22 protein-coding genes and 1 other RNA gene are annotated in these 18,052 nt (G+C 57.6%); 14 read left to right on the top strand and 9 right to left on the bottom strand.

What is annotated here, in order from left to right; genetic code table 11:
* Window positions 1-42 precede the first annotated feature (42 nt).
* From ACR0J4_RS01270 to ACR0J4_RS01285, 4 genes are read right to left on the bottom strand one after another with little or no spacing between them, the layout of a single operon-like run.
* Complete coding sequence (locus ACR0J4_RS01270) at window positions 43-1,146, bottom strand: dimethylsulfoniopropionate demethylase (protein WP_170641679.1); 1,104 nt, start codon at window positions 1,144-1,146, stop codon at window positions 43-45.
* The gene (locus ACR0J4_RS01275) at window positions 1,147-1,674 is read right to left on the bottom strand and encodes a DinB family protein (RefSeq protein ID WP_170638657.1); all 528 of its coding nucleotides are present in this window, start codon (window positions 1,672-1,674) and stop codon (window positions 1,147-1,149) included. It abuts the gene before it with no gap.
* Entirely contained in the window at window positions 1,674-2,378 is a 705-nt protein-coding gene (locus tag ACR0J4_RS01280) for a DUF1326 domain-containing protein (RefSeq protein WP_170641681.1), read from the bottom strand. Before ACR0J4_RS01280 ends, ACR0J4_RS01275 begins: the two co-directional genes overlap by 1 nt.
* Before the next feature lie 4 nt (window positions 2,379-2,382).
* Window positions 2,383-3,174 carry a DUF2182 domain-containing protein gene (locus ACR0J4_RS01285; protein ID WP_170641683.1) on the bottom strand — a complete coding sequence of 264 codons (792 nt, stop codon included), beginning with the start codon at window positions 3,172-3,174 and terminating at the stop codon, window positions 2,383-2,385.
* An 83-nt stretch (window positions 3,175-3,257) separates the two neighbouring features.
* Between ACR0J4_RS01285 and ACR0J4_RS01290 the strand changes: the two genes are divergently transcribed.
* From ACR0J4_RS01290 to ACR0J4_RS01330, 9 genes are all read left to right on the top strand, one after another.
* Window positions 3,258-3,989 (top strand): GntR family transcriptional regulator, encoded by a 732-nt coding sequence (locus ACR0J4_RS01290; protein WP_170641685.1) that lies wholly within the window; start codon window positions 3,258-3,260, stop codon window positions 3,987-3,989.
* 127 nt (window positions 3,990-4,116) lie between these two features.
* Window positions 4,117-5,517 carry a selenium-binding protein SBP56-related protein gene (locus ACR0J4_RS01295; protein WP_170548566.1) on the top strand — a complete coding sequence of 467 codons (1,401 nt, stop codon included), beginning with the start codon at window positions 4,117-4,119 and terminating at the stop codon, window positions 5,515-5,517.
* 13 nt (window positions 5,518-5,530) lie between these two features.
* Window positions 5,531-6,181: a hypothetical protein gene (locus tag ACR0J4_RS01300; RefSeq protein WP_170373782.1), complete on the top strand. Its 651-nt coding sequence runs from the start codon at window positions 5,531-5,533 to the stop codon at window positions 6,179-6,181.
* A 57-nt stretch (window positions 6,182-6,238) separates the two neighbouring features.
* Window positions 6,239-6,907 carry a TenA family protein gene (locus ACR0J4_RS01305; protein WP_170641687.1) on the top strand — a complete coding sequence of 223 codons (669 nt, stop codon included), beginning with the start codon at window positions 6,239-6,241 and terminating at the stop codon, window positions 6,905-6,907.
* Between the two features lie 18 nt (window positions 6,908-6,925).
* Window positions 6,926-7,288, top strand: a complete 363-nt coding sequence (locus ACR0J4_RS01310) for a DUF4345 family protein (protein ID WP_170458314.1) — start codon at window positions 6,926-6,928, stop codon at window positions 7,286-7,288.
* 25 nt (window positions 7,289-7,313) lie between these two features.
* Window positions 7,314-7,661, top strand: a transfer-messenger RNA (tmRNA) gene (gene ssrA / locus ACR0J4_RS01315).
* Between the two features lie 94 nt (window positions 7,662-7,755).
* The gene (locus ACR0J4_RS01320) at window positions 7,756-8,187 is read left to right on the top strand and encodes an ester cyclase (protein ID WP_170641689.1); all 432 of its coding nucleotides are present in this window, start codon (window positions 7,756-7,758) and stop codon (window positions 8,185-8,187) included.
* A gap of 159 nt (window positions 8,188-8,346) precedes the next feature.
* On the top strand, window positions 8,347-9,600 hold the full coding sequence (gene chrA / locus ACR0J4_RS01325) for a chromate efflux transporter (RefSeq protein ID WP_170641691.1): 1,254 nt from the start codon (window positions 8,347-8,349) through the stop codon (window positions 9,598-9,600).
* Window positions 9,601-9,676: 76 nt separating this feature from the next.
* On the top strand, window positions 9,677-10,135 hold the full coding sequence (locus ACR0J4_RS01330; protein WP_170641693.1) for a ClpXP protease specificity-enhancing factor SspB: 459 nt from the start codon (window positions 9,677-9,679) through the stop codon (window positions 10,133-10,135).
* Between the two features lie 29 nt (window positions 10,136-10,164).
* Here the strand turns inward: ACR0J4_RS01330 and ACR0J4_RS01335 are convergent, their stop codons facing one another.
* The gene (locus tag ACR0J4_RS01335) at window positions 10,165-10,716 is read right to left on the bottom strand and encodes a hypothetical protein (protein WP_170641695.1); all 552 of its coding nucleotides are present in this window, start codon (window positions 10,714-10,716) and stop codon (window positions 10,165-10,167) included.
* Window positions 10,717-10,921: 205 nt separating this feature from the next.
* On the opposite strand from ACR0J4_RS01335, the gene fumC reads away from it, so the two are divergent.
* From fumC to ACR0J4_RS01355, 4 genes are read left to right on the top strand one after another with little or no spacing between them, the layout of a single operon-like run.
* Window positions 10,922-12,316: a class II fumarate hydratase gene (fumC, locus tag ACR0J4_RS01340; RefSeq protein WP_170548552.1), complete on the top strand. Its 1,395-nt coding sequence runs from the start codon at window positions 10,922-10,924 to the stop codon at window positions 12,314-12,316.
* Complete coding sequence (locus ACR0J4_RS01345; RefSeq protein ID WP_170641697.1) at window positions 12,316-12,492, top strand: DUF4169 family protein; 177 nt, start codon at window positions 12,316-12,318, stop codon at window positions 12,490-12,492. The genes fumC and ACR0J4_RS01345 overlap by 1 nt, the downstream gene beginning before the upstream one ends.
* Entirely contained in the window at window positions 12,489-12,710 is a 222-nt protein-coding gene (locus ACR0J4_RS01350; protein ID WP_170641699.1) for a ribbon-helix-helix domain-containing protein, read from the top strand. The genes ACR0J4_RS01345 and ACR0J4_RS01350 overlap by 4 nt, the downstream gene beginning before the upstream one ends.
* 58 nt (window positions 12,711-12,768) lie before the next feature.
* Complete coding sequence (locus tag ACR0J4_RS01355) at window positions 12,769-13,371, top strand: DNA-3-methyladenine glycosylase I (protein ID WP_170641701.1); 603 nt, start codon at window positions 12,769-12,771, stop codon at window positions 13,369-13,371.
* Window positions 13,372-13,374: 3 nt separating this feature from the next.
* On the opposite strand, the gene ACR0J4_RS01360 is transcribed toward ACR0J4_RS01355, so the two are convergent.
* From ACR0J4_RS01360 to ACR0J4_RS01375, 4 genes are all read right to left on the bottom strand, one after another.
* On the bottom strand, window positions 13,375-14,256 hold the full coding sequence (locus ACR0J4_RS01360; protein ID WP_170641703.1) for a fructose bisphosphate aldolase: 882 nt from the start codon (window positions 14,254-14,256) through the stop codon (window positions 13,375-13,377).
* A gap of 73 nt (window positions 14,257-14,329) precedes the next feature.
* The gene (locus tag ACR0J4_RS01365; protein ID WP_170641705.1) at window positions 14,330-15,679 is read right to left on the bottom strand and encodes a cytochrome P450; all 1,350 of its coding nucleotides are present in this window, start codon (window positions 15,677-15,679) and stop codon (window positions 14,330-14,332) included.
* A complete protein-coding gene (locus tag ACR0J4_RS01370) occupies window positions 15,676-16,872 on the bottom strand; it encodes an OTU family ubiquitin thioesterase (protein WP_170641707.1) in 1,197 nt (398 codons plus the stop codon). Before ACR0J4_RS01370 ends, ACR0J4_RS01365 begins: the two co-directional genes overlap by 4 nt.
* A 55-nt stretch (window positions 16,873-16,927) precedes the next feature.
* A complete protein-coding gene (locus tag ACR0J4_RS01375; RefSeq protein WP_170458345.1) occupies window positions 16,928-17,680 on the bottom strand; it encodes a cytochrome c biogenesis protein CcdA in 753 nt (250 codons plus the stop codon).
* Window positions 17,681-17,785: 105 nt separating this feature from the next.
* Here ACR0J4_RS01375 and ACR0J4_RS01380 point away from each other — a divergent pair, with 105 nt between their 5' ends.
* A complete protein-coding gene (locus tag ACR0J4_RS01380) occupies window positions 17,786-18,019 on the top strand; it encodes a sulfurtransferase TusA family protein (protein ID WP_170373795.1) in 234 nt (77 codons plus the stop codon).
* Window positions 18,020-18,052: the final 33 nt, after the last annotated feature.

Consider the following 18,052-nt stretch of genomic DNA (forward strand, 5'->3'; position numbering starts at 1 on the left):
GGAGGAGTCGCGCAGCGACGGGGGCAGAGCCCCCTGCCTCCGCTAGATCCAAAACTGCCCCTGCACTGTCGCGCCTCGCATACCGTCAGGCGTTTCAACTTCGACCTTGGTTCCGGCGTCCCAATGGCTCAATTTGACCATACCTATCGAAACATTGGTCGAGAAATCCGGAGACCAGGCAGAAGACGTCACCTGACCCACCTGCTTTCCGTCCGCAAAGACAGGCCACGGCTGAACACAAGGCGGCACCGCATCTCCGTCAATCGCGATCGGACGTATCTGTTGCACCGGACCTTCTTTGGCCACACGCAACAACGCATCCCGGCCTACACAGCCAATGGCGGTATGCGTATTGCAGAACTTGCCCAGCCCGCATTCATGCGGTGTGTTGTCGTCGGTCATGTCATTGCCGTAGGACAGCAACCCACCTTCAATGCGCTCGATAAGGTTGGGGCACCCGGCCCGCACGTCCAAGTCTTCGCCCGCCGCGAACAGAGCGTTCCACAAAGGCATACCGATGTCGCTGCCCTCGACATAAATCTCGAACCCACCTTGCTTGGAGTAGCCCGAGCGGGCAACCGCAAGATCGCGCCCTTCGAATTCGAACATGTCGAACTTGAAGAAACGAATATCACGTACACGATCTCCGAAAACGCGGGCCATCAGTTCATCTGCTTTTGGCCCCTGAACGCCCAAGGGCGACACGTCCGGCTCATCAACCAGCACATCCAGACGATATCCGTTGGCCAACCCTTTCACCCATAGCAACAAATCGCTGTCGGCGATGGAGATCCACCAGCGGTCCTCCGACAGCTTCACCGCCACGGGATCGTTCAGCATACCACCAGTTTCGTCCACAATCGGCACGTAGAAACACTGCCCGGGAAGCATGCCACGCAGGTCACGCGGTGTCAGCATCTGCATCAGACGGGCAGCATCCGGCCCGCGCAGCTCAACCTGACGCTCACAGGAGACGTCCCAGACCTGAACGTTCTTTTTCAGGTGATGGTAGTCGGCCTCGACACTTTCAAAGACCGTCGGCAACAACATCCGGTTGTAAACCGTGTAGCCTTTGACACCAGCGGCTTCGACGCCTTCGGAAAACGGCGTGCGACGCAGGCGACGAGACAGGGATATTTGCGGCATTCAGCCCTCCTTTGGCATGAAGCAAAGATCGCTGACCGGGGCCTCGGAACCGGCTTCGGTCAGCATTTTGTGGAGTTGTCCACGATGATGAGTTTGATGGTTGAAGAAATGCATCACGCATTGCGCGTAAGGCAAAGTAACATCAGCCTCTTTTGCGGCTGAGTACCATGTGAAAGGCCCCGAAAGGACCTCATCGCCAAGCGTATCCGCCCAATCCGAGATCCGGTCATCCATAGCCACGCGCAGAGCCAGCCAGCTATCGAGATCAGGGCAGAGATGCACGCTTTCGTGGATGCCCCCTCCGGCTCGGTGGATGTTGCTCTCCGGTCCCGGACCTTTGTCAAAGCGTGACATCCAGATCCAGTCACCCCACAGCAAGTGGTTCGCCGTGCCCATAATCGAGCCGAAAAAAGCGCCGCGTTCCTGCACCAATTCCTCGGGCGAAAGCGCTTGAAGAAATTCCGCCAACTGGCTGTTTTGCCAGTGATTGTAGCGCGCCATTTCCCTTGCATAGGCTCCAGTAATCATCACTTAGGCCCATGCCAGTAGATCGGGCAAATCTCGGCCGATTTACCACCAAAATCCCAGACGCGCCCGTAATCGCGCACTTTCGATTTAATTCCGCGCGCAACGATGATGTCCGGCCCCATCCAGTATTTGGAGTTCGACACCATCACCGGATGCTCGGGGTCTTTACCGCCCAGCATCTCGATCTCACCTTGGATTTTACGACCGATCGCGATCCTGCGCTTGTTGCCGTCCCGTTCGATCTGGACCGGAGCCCGCTCGGCCCCGATGATCTCACTCACCAGCATCGTGAACAGGCCAGTGGTGCCGCCGGCCTGACCGCTGAAAATCTGCAGCAGCCCGTTATAGGCCTTGCCGCTGGCGCGTTCATCGACATAGGCGGCGACTTTCCACTGCCCCTCGCCCATGCGGCCCGGAATATCGACCAGAAGACCAACATTCAGGCCCGACAGATCCTCGCCCTCGTAATGCCCTTCGTCGATGATCACGCCCATCCAGGCGTGGCAGTGGCCCTCGGTCGGAGGGTGCGCGCCCAGTGAGACCACGCAGGGGCAGAACACATCGCATGAGCAGTTCAGGATCAGCTCGCCCTTGATGGACCAATCCGTCGGGCTCATCTCACGCCGTTTGGGGTTGGGCATACGGCTGTCGATCCGCTGACTAATCGGAAGCCGGTCGGCCTCGGGTTTTCTGTTTTTTGCCATCAGCTTATCCTCCGTAAGCAAAGGGATAGATCAGCAGCACGATACCGCCTGCAATCAGTATGAAACCCAGGGGTCGGGTCACAGCATGCCCGATCTGGGGGAGTTTTTCCAAAACCATGAACAGGGTTGCCAGACCCATCCACAAAAGGCTCATGACGCCACCGACAAAGCCGAGCGCCATGAAGCCCCAGCAGCAACCGACGCAGAACGCGCCGAGCCCCAGCCCCATTCTCACGCCGCCCGCGAAACCGGTTTTCCAGTGACCCAAGAAATACGTCATTGGGGCGTGACAAACGCCGTGGCAGACCTCTTTCGCGCGAGTGAACTGGAAGGCGCCGACCACGATCAGCAGCCCTCCGGCCACCCAATTGGACTTGGCGATGCCCAGCATATCGACAAACCCACCGAACAGCAGGGCAAGCTGAACGCCTGCGATAAGCGCCGCAAATCCCACCCAGACGATGAAATACCCGGCCAGAACGCCCAGCCATCCAGCCCGCGTACCATTGGCGCTGCGGATCAGGTCGTCATAGCTGCGGAGCGTCGGCACCAGCGTCGGCAACATCATCGCCGCCATCATGATCGCCCACATCCAGAACAAAGGTCCGAACTCGGCCATTGGCATATACATATCCATGCGCGGATCCATCGCCGCCATGGCCTGTCCCATCGGCCCTGGCCGGCCAATGAAGTCCAGATCCATGTCTCGGCTCATCGAGAACATGACCCACCACGCCCACAGGATCACAGCATAGAACGCCAGCCACATTCCGCTGCGGAATAATGCGCGACTCATGTGATCCTCCGACTCAACTCTCTTGCTTTTCAAATGTCAGACTTTTAAATGTCAGACAAATAAAATTTTCAGACTGGCCACAAATGAAGATAGACCCCGCCAATCCCGCAGACCTCTCTGCCCAGATCGCACAGGCCATTCGGAACGCAATTGTGTCCGGAGAATTGATCGTGGATGAGCGCCTGCCCTCTGAATCAGAACTTGCGGATCAGTTCCAGGTGTCGCGACCTACGGTTCGAGAGGCCCTAAAGCGCTTGGCTGCTCAGTCCCTGATCCGCACCCAACGCGGTGCAACCGGCGGGGCCTTTGTGAACCGGATCAGCTTTGAGGACGCCTATTCGCAGCAAATAACCACCTCGACCCTGCTGCTGTCGATGAACGCCGTCAGTTTCGATACGGCGTGCGAGGCGCGGTATGCGCTGGAACGCGCCTGCGCGCCCTTGTCGGCCGAACGCCGCACCGCGGATCAACTGGCAACAATGCGGGCCGAGATTTTCCGTCAGGCTCAGCCGGGTCTGACAGATGAGGCATTCTGCGCCTCAGACGTCGCCTTTCACCGCGCGCTGGTTGATGGCGCGGACAATCCAGTGCTGTCCTATCAACTCGCGGGTGCGGTCGAGGCCATGCAGCCGCTGATGAACATGATCACCTTCACCGCGCGCTCACGCGAAGAAATAATCGCGCTGCACACCAAGATAGCCGACGCGCTTGAGGAACGCGATGCCCCATCGGTAGACGCGACGCTGATCGAACTTGAAACCTATACGCGCCAGCTGGCCCGGGATGTGGCCGAGCGCAAACGTAAAACCGCCTGACACTCAGGCCCGAAATCTGACGCAGACCAACAGGCAGAAAGGAAGCACGAGCAGGCAGGATGTCACCCGGCGTCAAGACCGGAACTCTCAGAACGAATTGAAGATCAATGACTTACGGGAGGATGTTATGAATACAAGACCGGACCCAACCTTTTACCCATCTGCCAAGCTGGCGATGGAGGGCCCCACTGAGACGCTTGCTTTTACGCTGATGCTCAGCCCGGATTTTTCGCAACCTGACGGGCTGGCGGTTGTGAATGTCGATCCAACTTCTGACGACTATGGAAAAATCGTCCATCAGGTCATCATGCCGGAAAAAGGCGATGAGTTTCATCACTTTGGCTGGAATGCTTGCTCTTCCGCGCTGTCACCGCTGACGGGCCACGCGTTTCTGGAGCGGCGCTATTTGATCATCCCGGGCATCCGCTCCAGCCGGATCTATGTGATCGATGTGAAGAACCCGCTTGAGGCCAAGATCCACAAGATCATCGAACCTGAAGAAGTCTTTGCAAAGACTGGATATTCCCGCCCTCACACCATTCATTGCGGGCCTGAGGGCATCTATGTCAGTACCTTGGGTGGCGGCGGAGAGGACGGGACTGACGGCCCTCCGGGTATCTTCATCATGGATTGCGAAAGTTTCGAGATCATCGGCCGATATGAGATCGAACGCGGCGTGCAAGACAAGCACTATGATTTCTGGTGGAACCTGCCGCGTGACTACATGGTCAGTTCCGAATGGGGTCTTCCTCCGCAGTTCGAGAACGGAATCGTGGCCGAGGATCTGCTGTCCAACAAATATGGTCACAGCATCCATTTCTGGAACCTGCGCAGCCGTACCAATATCCAAACCATTGATCTGGGCGAAAACCACCAGATGGCGTTGGAGATCCGGCCTGCGCATGATCCGGTCAAACAGTATGGGTTCTGCGGCGTCGTTGTGGACACAACCAACCTGCAAGGCGCGATCTTCACATGGTGGCGAAACGACGACGGCACGTTTGAGGCCAAGAAGACAATTACCATCGACCCGCAACCGGCTGACCCGGATGACCTGCCAGACTTGCTGAAAGGCTTCTCGGCCGTTCCACCGCTTGTGACGGATATCGACCTGAGCCTCGACGACAAGTACCTGTATGTCGCTTGCTGGGGCACCGGAGAGATGCACCAATATGACGTCTCGGACCCGATGAACCCGACACTAGCGGGCAAGGTCGAAATTGGCGGGATCGTCAAAAAGACCAAACATCCAAACGGTCAGGACTTTGGCTATGGCCCGCAGATGGTTGAAATCAGCCGCGACGGCAAGCGGGTCTACTGGACAAACTCGCTCTATTCCACTTGGGACGACCAGTTCTATCCGGGTGAACGGGGCGCAGCCATGGTCAAAGCCGACGTCGGCGAGAACGGCGGTCTGACCTTGGATCCCAAGTTCTGGGTCGAGTTCCCCGAAGGCTATCGCAGCCACCAGATCCGGTTGGAGGGTGGAGACTGTTCGACCGACAGTTTCTGCTACCCCTCGGTCTGAGTTGGAATTTCTGATGACATCAACGGCTGGCCTCTGGCTGGCCGTTGTTCTCAGCGGTGCCTATCACGGGCTGAATCCCGGTATGGGCTGGCCGCTTGCTGTCTCATCCGCATTGATGGAGCAGCGCCAATCGGCGCTCTGGCGCGCCTTGGCCGCGCTTGCGGGCGGTCATTTCCTGGCGATGCTGGGAGTCCTGCTGCCATTTGCGATGATGGCTGTGTTGATCGACTACCAACGTGAAATCCGCATCGGGGCCGCGCTGATTGTCATTGCGATGGGGCTGTATATTGCCGTCACACGCAACCATCCTCGGTTCTTGTCGCGTGTGCCGCCCAGCAAACTCGCGCTGTGGTCCTTTCTGGTCGCGCTCGCCCATGGCGCGGCCTTGATGCTAGTCCCGATCTATCTGGGCCTGTGCAACCTGGATGAGCTGGACGCCGGGCATCAGGCCATCTCTCAGATCATGACAACAAACACCCTGCTGGTTCTGGCCGTGGCCGCGCTCCACACGGCGGCTATGATCCTAGGAGGCGGTCTTCTGGCCTATGGCGTCTATCGCTGGCTTGGGCTGCAATTCCTCTCACGCACCTGGTTCAACCTTGAACTCATCTGGGCACTCAGCCTGATTTTGGTCGGCGTGCTGGGGCTTTGGTCCGCAATCTAGTCGCTGCACGATCACCTTGCACATGTTCTGAAAAACCGCTTTGTCCTGCTTTGAAAGATGTTAGGAGTTTTCGAAGTGTCTCAGAACACGCGCCCCACGGAAATGCTGCGCCAGAGCAAGGCTGCCGACTGGCAGGCGGCAACAACCCATGCCTTCACGCGCGAGCTGTCAGACGGCACCCTGCCCGAGGACAAGATGCGCTGGTATCTGCAACAGGACTATCAATTCGTCGATGGCTTCGTCCGCCTGCTGGCCAGCGCCATTGCACACGCGCCCACCCTGGCCGACAGCGTTCCCGCCGCGCAGTTTCTTGCGGTGATTACTGGGCCTGAAAATACCTACTTCCTGCGCTCGCTCGAAGCGTTGGGCACCCAACCCAGCACCGACCCTGCCCCCGCTACCAAAGCCTTTCAGGACTTGATGGCCGAGGCCGCAGCCTCGGGCCGGTATGAGAACATGCTGGCGGTGCTGGTTGTCGCCGAATGGGTCTATCTCAGCTGGGCCAGCCCGGAAAATCCGCCGAAACCCGATCTGCCCTTCTGGTTCGCGGAATGGATCACGCTACATGCCGGAGAAGGCTTTGAAAGCGTGGTCGAGTATCTGCGCGGGCAGCTCGACAAGACGTGGCCCACCTTGACGCCTGACGCGCAAGCCGAGGTGACAAGGCTGTTCCACCGGGCGGTCGAGCTGGAGAAAGACTTCTTTGACGCCGCCTATGCGGTGTAATCGGATAAAGGCACGATCATGGTACATATCCTCAACGTCATCGCGGCCCTGCTGACCATCGGCTTTGGCCTGTTCGGCTTTCTCGCGCCTTTGCACACCGCGACGGCGCTGGATCTGGCCCCGACCAACAGCACCATGGGTCTGAGCGAGATGCGTGCCTCGGTCGGAGGGTTGTTCGTTGTCACGGGCATCGCCGTGATCTGGCTGAACCACCCCATGGCATACGCCATGCTGGGCGTAGCCTATGCCGGGGCGGCTTTGGGGCGGTTCGTGTCGGTGCTGCTGGACAATCCACCACTTGCCAAGGCCATGATTTTCGGGGGAATTGAACTGATCCTGGCCGTCTGGCTGATCGCCGCAAATCTGAACCGCACCCCGTGATTTACAGTGCTCTAAGGGCATTTCCGGGTTTGCATCCCGAAATCTCCTCACCTATATAAGATCTGTCCTTCGGGACTATGGACATAAACGCGCTCGTAATAAGCGGATCGGACCCGGGGGCGGTACCCGGCGGCTCCACCAACCATCCTTCGTTTGAGGATTTTGGGGCCGAAATAGGATCGACGAACGTCTAAAGGGGTTAGCTTTGTCTCGGCTGTCTGCCACCGTTATCGGCGAAACTAGTACAATTGCAAACGACAATCGTGCTCCGGTTGCAGTTGCTGCGTAAGCAGTAACAAGACCGAAACTTAAGCCCTTGCGCCTAGCCGCGTAAGGCGGGGTTCGCAGGTACCTGGCAACAGAAACCTGCATTTCCCCCACCTTATGTCTGCGTTTATTTCGGCTCAGATTCAGAGTTTATTCATCTCTTTTGTCCAAAGTCATCCCAGACAGACAGGAGGGCCGGGATGACCCACTCAGATATCTTGAAAGCGTGGTATTCGGAAGTTTGGGAACAAGGGAATACCGATGCAATTGATCAGTACTTTGCGCCGGAAACCATGGCCGAGGGGCTGATCCCCGAAATGCAGGTTGACGCCGATGATTTTCGCGATCTTGTGATGGCCTTCCGGCATATTCTGGGTGAAATCTCGGTCGAGCTGCCAAAGATCATCGAAAACGGGGATTGGGTGTCCGGCATTCTGCACGTCAAAACCTTCCGCGCCGACAATGGCGCACCGCTTGAGGTGACAGGTCAGGTCATGGCCCGCTTCAAAGGCGACAAGATGGTCGAAGCCTACAACCAGTTCGATTTCATATCGTTTTTTGAACAGCTTGGTCAGTTTCCGCAGGATACCCTGCCCGTCTGCATGACCGGTCAGCGACTGGATTGGAGCTGAACACCCAAGCCGCCTTGACCCCCCAGTTTCCGACGCGATAGCTAAAGCCATACGTGCTGCGCATTCCGCGCGCGGATGCTATTGCAGGGAAATGGGTCATGCGTCGTGATCGAAAGAGCCAGTTGCACGAGCGCATTTTGACCATCGGGCTGGTGTGACATGACGCCTTCGGTGCGCGAGCTTGTTCTGGTCTTCGGCAGAATTGGTCTTTTGTCCTTCGGCGGCCCTGCGGCGCAGATATCCTTGATGCATCAGGAGTTGGTAGACCGTCGCGCCTGGCTGTCTGAGGAAACCTATTTGCGCGCTCTTTCCCTATGCATGTTGCTGCCGGGGCCAGAGGCGATGCAGCTGGCCACTTATGCGGGCTGGCGTCTTCGGGGCGTGACCGGAGGGTTGATTGCTGGCACCCTGTTTGTTCTGCCGGGGGCAATAGTCATCTCTGCGCTGGTTCTGCTCTATGCGAGCTTCGGCACCCTGCCCCTTGTGCAAGCCGGTTTTCTGGGGATCAAGGCCACGGTCATCGTGATCGTCCTTCAAGCGCTTCTGAAGTTGTCACGAAAGGCATTAACCGACACGGAACACCGCCTCATCGCGGGGATCGGGTTCCTGGGTATCTTCCTGTTCAACCTGCCCTTTCCACTGATCATTCTGGCCGCCGCGCTATGGGGCTATGCGTCTTTCAAAGGACCCGTTGCGCAGCAAGACACCTCCTCGCGCGCTAGTTTTGCCAGCACGCTGCGCACGATTGCCATTTGGGTGCCGCTCTGGCTCGGCCCATTGGTCCTTCTGTCCCTGTCCGATCATCAATTACTCAGCGACCTGGGGTGGTTCTTCGCCCGTCTGGCCGTGGTGACCTTTGGCGGAGCCTACGCGGTTCTGGCCTACATGACACAAACAGTGGTCGATCAATATCAATGGATCAGCACCGGTCAGATGATTGACGCGCTGGGCCTTGCGGAAACCACCCCCGGGCCGTTGATTCTGGTCACGCAATTCGTCGCGATGCTGACCGGACAAATCAACGGAGGAATCTCACTGGCCTTCGCCGCAGGTGCGGTTGCGCTATGGGCGACGTTCGTACCGTGTTTCCTTTGGATCTTTCTCGCCGCTCCATATTTGGACAAACTGGCGACGCGCCCTCGGCTCTCTGCCGCTTTGCATGGCATCACGGCAGCCGTCGTAGGTGTGATTCTCAACCTCTCCGTGTGGTTCGCCTTGAACGTTCTATTCGGTGTGGTCCCGCAGTACAGTTGGGGACCTGTCTCGATACCTCTGCCTGTTTGGGAATCGCTAAACCTCACTGCGGCTGCGCTCACTATCGCCGCTGGGGTATTGATTTTTCAGCCAAAATTAGGGATGGCAACGGTTCTGGCACTGATGTCCGTCGCTGGCATCGCTATCCAGCAATTATGATCAATCCGGCGATACCCGCCCTTTCGTTTCCAGCTAAAACGCCTATGCTGGATGCAACCACTTTCGAGGATGACACATGTCGCAAGACATCGACTATGGAAACCTGATGCACACCGCCATGCGCGGGCTGATCAAAACCGTTCTGACCGGCGTGTCTGAAACTGGCCTGCCCGGCGCGCACCATTTCTTCATCACGTTTGATACAAGAGAAGACGGCGTCGACATCGCGGACTGGCTGCGTGACCGCTATCCCGAAGAGATGACGATTGTGATGCAGCACTGGTTCGAAAACCTTGAGGTCGGCAAAAACGGCTTTGCAATTACGTTGAACTTCGGCGATGCGCCGGAACCGCTATACATCCCCTACACGGCTATTAAAACCTTCGTGGATCCGTCCGTCGAATTCGGCCTGCGCTTTGAAGGTCCCGAGGATGACGACACGGAAGAGGATTTCGTAGAAGAGACAATTGAGGTCGAAGAACCCGAGGTTCATCACGACGCCGACGTCGTCTCATTGGACAGCTTCCGCAAATAGGCAATCACGCCCCGCGCCCGACGCGGGGCTTATTGCTTTTGCAAAAAGGTCTCGACCGCGCGGGATTTGTTGCCGTTGATAAAACGCGAGAAAGACAGGTTCAGCCCGCCCTCGGCTAGGGTGCGATCATATTGCTGCAGTTCGTAGCCGCCCTGCGCATCAATAAACAGGGAAAACACGGTCATCGTGTCCCCTTCAATCCGCCCCCAGACAAAAGGCTCACCTTTCATCGGATCCAGAGGCACCTCATGGCCGAATACATTCCGTTGCATGGCAGCCGAAAACACATCGGGTCGGTCCGAGGGCACAAAATCCACCGAGAATTTCTGTTGCTTAACCCGCCCGTCCAGCTTGTAGGTCGTTGTGGTCCAGCTGACATTGAACCCGTGGCGGGTCTCATGGATCGACACGCTCATATCCCGAGGCGTTGCAGTGCCATCTACGTCGACAACATTGGCGGATCCGGTGTAATCCCCGACGAACGGCGTGATACTGGATGCGTTCGCCAGCGTGCTCAATAGGATCAGTCCCATGACCAACAGCATGGTTTTCAACGGGATCATCCGAACTGAGATTGGCATTTCATCCTCCACGATGGCCACACATATATTGTAGCTCAGCGGCAGGCGCGCACAATGGGGCTTGCGCGCGCGATTGGAACAATTTCACCCGCCTTGCGCCTATACCTTGGGTTTTGTTGAGTTTAAGCTGCGCGCAACTGGCCAATTGCGTTGCGGCGCTGCCTTGGCTAAACGGCATACAACTGCATACCAGACGGAGTACCCGATGTCTCAGACCCGCACCGAATCCGACAGCTTTGGCCCGCTCGAGGTTCCCGCTGACAAGTACTGGGGGGCGCAGACGCAGCGCTCGATCATGAACTTCCCCATCGGCTGGGAGAAGCAACCCGTGGCCATCGTACGCGCTCTGGGCGTGATTAAAAAAGCCTGCGCGATGGAGAACAAAGCGACCGGCAAGCTGGACGCTAAGATCGCCGACGCGATCATTCAGGCCGCTGGTGAGGTGATTGAGGGCAAGTTCGACGACAACTTCCCTCTGGTCGTATGGCAGACCGGCTCGGGCACGCAGTCCAACATGAACTCGAATGAAGTGATCGCAAACCGTGCGATCGAGATTCTGGGCGGTGTCATCGGCTCGAAAGACCCAGTTCACCCCAATGATCACTGCAACATGGGCCAATCGTCGAACGACACATTCCCGACCGCCATGCATATCGCAACTGCGGTCAGCGTGCGCGACGTGCTGCTGCCCGGTCTTACCAAATTTGCCGAAACGCTTGAGAAAAAGGCGGCTGAATTCGCGGGTATCATCAAGATCGGCCGCACTCATACGCAGGATGCGACTCCGCTGACGCTGGAACAGGAATTCGGAGCCTACGCCCATCAGATCCGTCAGGGCATTACCCGCGTTGAGGCTGCAATGCCCGGGATCTACGAGCTGGCGCAGGGTGGCACCGCCGTTGGCACCGGGTTGAACACCCATGGTGGATGGGACGAAGCCGTCGCCGCCAACATGGCTGAGATCACCGGCCTGCCCTTTGTAACCGCTCCGAACAAATTTGAAGCGCTTGCCGCACATGACGCCATGGTCTTCTTGTCCGGTGCATTGGCGACCATCGCCGGGTCTTGCTACAAGATCGCCAACGATATTCGCTTGCTAGGCTCAGGCCCCCGCTCGGGTCTAGGAGAGCTGATTCTACCGGAAAACGAGCCAGGATCGTCTATTATGCCTGGCAAAGTGAACCCGACACAGGCCGAAGCCCTCACTCAGGTGGCCGCCCATGTCATGGGCAATGATGCTGCAATCAAGTTTGCGGGCTCTCAGGGTCATTTCCAGCTGAATGTCTATAACCCAATGATGTCCTACAATCTTCTGCAGTCGATCCAACTGCTGGGCGATGCCACCGACAGTTTCACTGAGCGGATGCTGTCGGGCATTCAGGCCAACGAGCCGCGCATCGACAAGCTGATGAAGGAATCTCTGATGCTGGTAACCGCTCTGGCCCCAACCATCGGCTATGACAACGCCACCACGGTTGCCAAAACGGCGCATAAGAACGGCACGACCCTCAAGGAAGAGGCCATCGCGCTGGGCTTTGTCGATGAAGAGACCTTTGACGCCGTTGTGCGCCCCGAACAGATGATCGGCCCGAAAGACTGATGGGTAAGCCGGTCAACTTGAACCGGTATCGGAAAGAGAAAGCGCGGGCCGAAAAAAAGGCCCGCGCGGATCAAAATGCGGTCGCCTTCGGGCGCAGCAAGACCGAAAAACAGGTCGTGAAGCTGCAAAAAGACAAGCAGAACCGCGATCTGGACAATCACGAGCTGGATGAATGAGCGGCCCTCCGATCAAACGCTCTCTGACGCTTAAGGGCCACCGGACTTCGGTCTCGCTTGAGGATGAATTCTGGCGTGCGTTCCGCGATATTGCCGAAAAAAAACAGCAGCCCATCAATGCTTTGGCTGCCGATATTGATGTTGCACGCGACCCTGATACAGGGCTGGCATCGGCCATACGTGTTTTCGTTCTGAACTGGTATCGCGACAAGCTTTGACGCTTGTCAGAGCCTCAGCTTTGAGTGTAGGCTGAATGAGAACAAAATAGGTACATTCATGAGCAAAACCGTTTTGGGTCCTGATGGCCTCGCCCGATGCGCATGGTGCCAAGCGGCGCCTGAGTTCTTCGACTATCATGACACGGAATGGGGTTACCCGGTGTCCGATGATCGACGATTGTTCGAAAAACTGTGTCTTGAGAGTTTTCAGTCCGGCCTCAGCTGGCGAACGATCCTGAACAAGCGCGAGAACTTTCGCCGGGCCTTTTGCAACTTTGACTTCAACAAGATGGCCGCGTTTTCTGAGGCAGATACCGAACGCCTTCTGCAAGATGCCGGTATCATCCGCCATCGCGGCAAGATCGAAGCCGTGATCAACAACGCCCGCCGCGCGCAGGAGTTGGTGGCGCAGGAGGGTTCCCTCGCGGCGTATGTCTGGCGGTATGAACCGACCTCACCGCCAGAGCCACAGACCGCCAGCACCTCAGCCGAGTCAGTGGCGATGTCGAAGGACCTGAAGAAGCGGGGATGGAAGTTTGTCGGCCCCACCACCGTTTTTGCCTTCATGCAGGCGATGGGGCTGATCAATGATCACGCGATAGGCTGCGTCAGCCGAGAAAAAGCGGAACAGATGCGCCGCGATTTCGTCAAACCGGTTTAGGCGTTAGGCCGACGCTTTGAAAATCTTGTCGATATTGCTGCCGAGGGCGGCGTTGAATTCCGCATCCGATTGCTGTTTCGAAAGCCCCTCGGTCAGCGCGCGCGAGAAGGACGCGATCATTTTGCCGTTTTGCCCCAGCAGATCACAGGCCTGCTCGGTCGAGTAACCACCCGAAAGGGCCACTACGCGCAGAACGCGCGGGTGATCGGCCACTTCGTCATAGAGGTTCGCAGAGTTTGGGATGGTCAGCTTCAGCATGACCTCCTGCCCTTCGGCCAGTTGGTCGAGGTTTTTCAGGATTTCGGTTTTTAGAATATCCTCGGCCTCGGCCTTGGTTTCCGAGTTAATGTTCACCTCGGGCTCGACAATCGGCACCATGCCAGCTTCGGTCACGACGCGGGCCACGTCGAATTGCTGGGCAACAACGGCGGCGATACCTTCGGCGTTGGCTTCATGAATGACCGAGCGTTCCTTGGTGCCAAACACGCCTTCCGTTTGGGCCAATGTCTCGGCCAGCCCCGGGATGGGCTTCATCATCTGCACACCGTTTGCAGTATCTTCCAGACCCTTGTCGATTTTCAGGAACGGCACGATCCCTTTGACGGACCATAGGTAATCGGCGACCTTGCGACCTTCGATCTCTTCGCCAAGGGTGCGTTCGAACAGGATCGCGCCGATCACTTTGTCCTTGGTGAAGTCATCCGCCAGGATGATCCGCGCGCGCATGTTCTGGATTTCGCCGAACATCTCCTCTTCTGAGGCGTATTGCGCAGCGTCCACACCATAGAGCGCCAGAGCCTTCGGGGTTGATCCGCCGCTTTGATCCAGTGCTGCAATAAAGCCTGCTCCATCTGACATCTGCGCGCGCTGTTCTGCTTTGGACATAGTATTTTCCCGTTCAAGACTGATTCCGATTTCCTTCACCGCATACAGCACAGTTATGGGTGATGGTAGTTTGTTAGCGCTCAACCACGCGCAACCATATACCATCCTGCGATCTGACCGTCAGATGAGCCACCGGAACAGGCATTTTTTCCGGGATTGTTTCGAATCTGAAATGGCGCAGCAATGTGGACAGGATCAAGGGCCCCTCGACCATCGCAAACCCGGCCCCGGGACAGACGCGAGGGCCTGTCGAGAAGGGAATGTAGGCTTCGCGCTGACAGGATTTGCCGTTTTCCGTGCCCCAACGATTGGGATCGAAACCATCCGGGTTGTCCCACAGCCGCTCCTGCCTATGCAGATGCCACGGGCTGATCACGATCTGTGAGTCTTTTGGAATGTCTCTGTTGCGAAACTTCTCAGGGCAGCTAGCCTGCCGGACCATCATCGGCACAGGCGGATAGAGCCTCAGGGCCTCGCGGAACACATCCCGGCTGAGTTTCAGCTTGGACATCACTGCGAAAGACCGATCCTCAAGCGCATCAGCTTCCTCCGCCAGCCTCTCCTGCCACTCGGGATAGAGCGCCATCAGGTAGAGCGTCCAGGCAAGGGCCGAGGCGCTGGTTTCGTGTCCGGCCAGAAAGAAGATTGCGACCTGATCTACCATCTCCTCCGGCTCAAAACACTTGCCGGTTTCCGGGTCCGGTGTCGTCATGATCTTGGTTGCCAGATCATCTGGCGCGCGATGCGCAGCAATCGCCGCAGCCCGATCTTTCGTAAGTTTGGCGATCAGGGCGCGGATCTCTCGCGCGGTTCCACGCGTCTTTCGCGAATGAAACCGGGGCAACCAACGCGGGAGCGGCACAAAGGCGGCGAGGTTCAACAAGGGCTGCTCGCGCTGATACACTCGGAACCTGTCAAATACCTGCGCGGCAATGTCGTGTTCGATGGGCACGGAAAACAGGGTTCGGAAAATCACGTCAGCGGCGGCATGGCTGGTGATCTGTTCGCACTCGACCTGCGTTCCCGTCAAAGGGCGCAGCCGATCCACACAAGCGTCAGCGGCGGCGAGCATGGCGGGGAACGTATCCTTCAAACGTCCGCCCTCAAAAGCGGGGTCAATGATACGGCGCTGGCGTTTCCAAACCGCGCCGTTGGTCAGAAACACGGACTCCCCCAGCAATGGCCGCAACCCCTCGCTGATACGATCGGATTTCGGAAAATCATCCGGGCGTTTCTTGAGGACCTCATCCACCAAATCCGGTTGATTGATCATGTAGGACCGGAAAAACGGCGTGCGAAACTCGGCCATCCACGCGCGATAGAGGCGTTTAGGCTGCGCCGACAACAGGTCCTGCCGGAACAATTTCAGATGGCGCCAGAGAGAGACACGATCCGGGCGAGACTGCGGCTTGGGCGGCTTCATCGGCTCGTATCCGTGTATTTGGAAACCGGCGTCTCGATTCGGCTGTTCGACGGCGCGCGGTCTTTGAACCGTTCCGCCAGTGTCAGAGGTCCCGCAGTGATGCGAAAATAATCATAGGTTCCCGGTCGATCAAAGGCGCAGAGGTATTGAAAATGCAGCCGAAAGAACCTCCACCGCAGGGTTTTCCACCGCCCGGGCGACAGCGTCTGGGTGAAGGCGGCGGACAGGACCAGAGGCCATTTTTTGTCGAGACCCGCGACTCCGCTAACGGCGACCGGATCACATAGGGCGAAAGAACAGCCATCACCGGGCGCTGAGACATCCACCCATGTCAAAGTCGCTTGCGTGGACAGGAGCTGAAGGTCCGACCGGAGTTTCTGCGCCTTGGGCAGGAACGACACCATTGGCACCACTTGCCCTAGTGTCAGAAACGACAGTGTTGGCCCCCCTGCGGTCTGTCTGCGCAAAACATCCGCCAGAACAGAAACGCCAAGATGCGCGCCCGAGCTATGGCCGACGACCAGAACCTCATCAACATCCGTCTTTAGCGCGACCTCGATCAAATCCGCGAACTCCTCGAGGCGGTGCCGGAGCCTGTCCGGCGTCTCCCCCCGCAATTGCGCCGAGTATGCGTAGTCATGCATCAGGTAGTAGGCGAAAAGCCGATTGTCGATTTTGCGGAACCAGCGCAGCAAGCCATAGGCCAAAGCCAAACCCGGCAGCAGCCCCCACCATCCGACCAGAGTGACCGCAAAGAACACTACGAATACGGCGGCGAGAAGTTGCAACAGCAGCATCCCCACCGGATAGAGCGCGGCAATCACCGGGCCCTTCCTGAGTTGCCGCAGCCTTCTTAACGTACCCGTTGAGATATAGGTCCATGCCGTCTGACCAAGCTGCCGATAGGTCGCCAGAATCGAGCCCGACATGCTGTCCTGCACAATATCGGACCAGACCAGAACCTCGACATTTGATTGAACCTCAACCCCATCCTGAACAGATGAAACATGCCAGCCAAATGGGCCATCGCCCGTCTTTGGCGCGAGCGTAACCTGATATCCCGAGATCTTAGCCTGCGCTTGCGACTCGGTCCGGTACAGCTCGCGGTAGCGCCGCGCAGGGATCGGGTCGTAGCCGGGAATGTAGAACACATGCCGCCTGCGCAGCTGTGGCTGATTTGTCTGACTGCTCATGGCCTTACCTTCTGCCGCGCAGGTTAGCGCAGCATTGCGGCCAAGGTAAGGTGGATCAGCCCAGAACCGCCAGTGCCGGGAAGGTTTCCAACAGCCACCAGCTGAATTCGGTAAACAGACCGGTGATCAGCATGATGCCCACGAACAGCAGCAGCCCGCCCATGACCTTCTCGATCGTGCCCATATAGGGTTTGATCCGGTTCATGACGCCCATCGAGCGATTCAGGAACATCGCAGCCAGCAGGAACGGAATACCTAGACCCGCCGCATAGACGCCGAGCAACAAAGTGCCCCGCGCGACCGATGCCTCAGACGCGGCCAGCGACAGGATGGCTCCCAACTGAGGTCCAATACACGGCGTCCAGCCAAAGGCAAACGCGAGACCCAGAATATAGGCGCCAAAAACCGTACCGCCGGAGTCTCCGGTTTCAACCCGCGCTTCGCGATCCAGCAGAGGGATACGGAAGACGTTCAGAAAGTGCAGACCAAAGACGATCACCACCGCACCCGAGAGCTTGGCGAAAAGCACCTGATTTTTCAGAACAAACGCCCCGAAGGCCGAGGCGGTAAAGCCAAGCAGCAGGAACACGGTCGACAGACCCAAAACGAAGAACAAGGCGGTCAAAGTCGCCTTGCGCCGAGCGCGGGCCTGATCCTGCATCTCGTTGATGCTGACACCGCTCATATACGCCAGGTACGGCGGCACGATAGGCAGCACACAGGGCGACAGAAAGCTGATCAAACCGCCGATCAGGGCGATGAACATAGCAGGCAGCAGACCCGCGTCGATGATATCTATTCCGAACATGTTTCAGCACATATGGTATGAAGACGGCTTCGTCACGGGGCTATTAAGTCACATCCTCGTGGTTGCGCGCTGGACACTGCGCCTTGGGCGAAATATTTGAGCCTTATGTCTAATCCTACTGAAACCCTCGATGCCCTCGGCCTGTTGTGCCCTTTGCCTGTGTTGAAAGCGCGCAAAAGGTTGAAGTCTTTGCCCGGTGGTGCCGTGTTGCGCGTGCTGGCGGATGATCCTGCGGCGATTGTTGATGTACCGCATTTCTGCTCGGAGAGCGGCCACACCCTGCTGTCGCAAGGGGAAGAGAACGGCCATCAGGTCTATCTGATCCAGAAAGCGGGTTAAGACCTAAGCTGTCAAAACGAAAAAGGCGGGCCT

Source organism: Ruegeria sp. B10, from assembly GCF_056539825.1.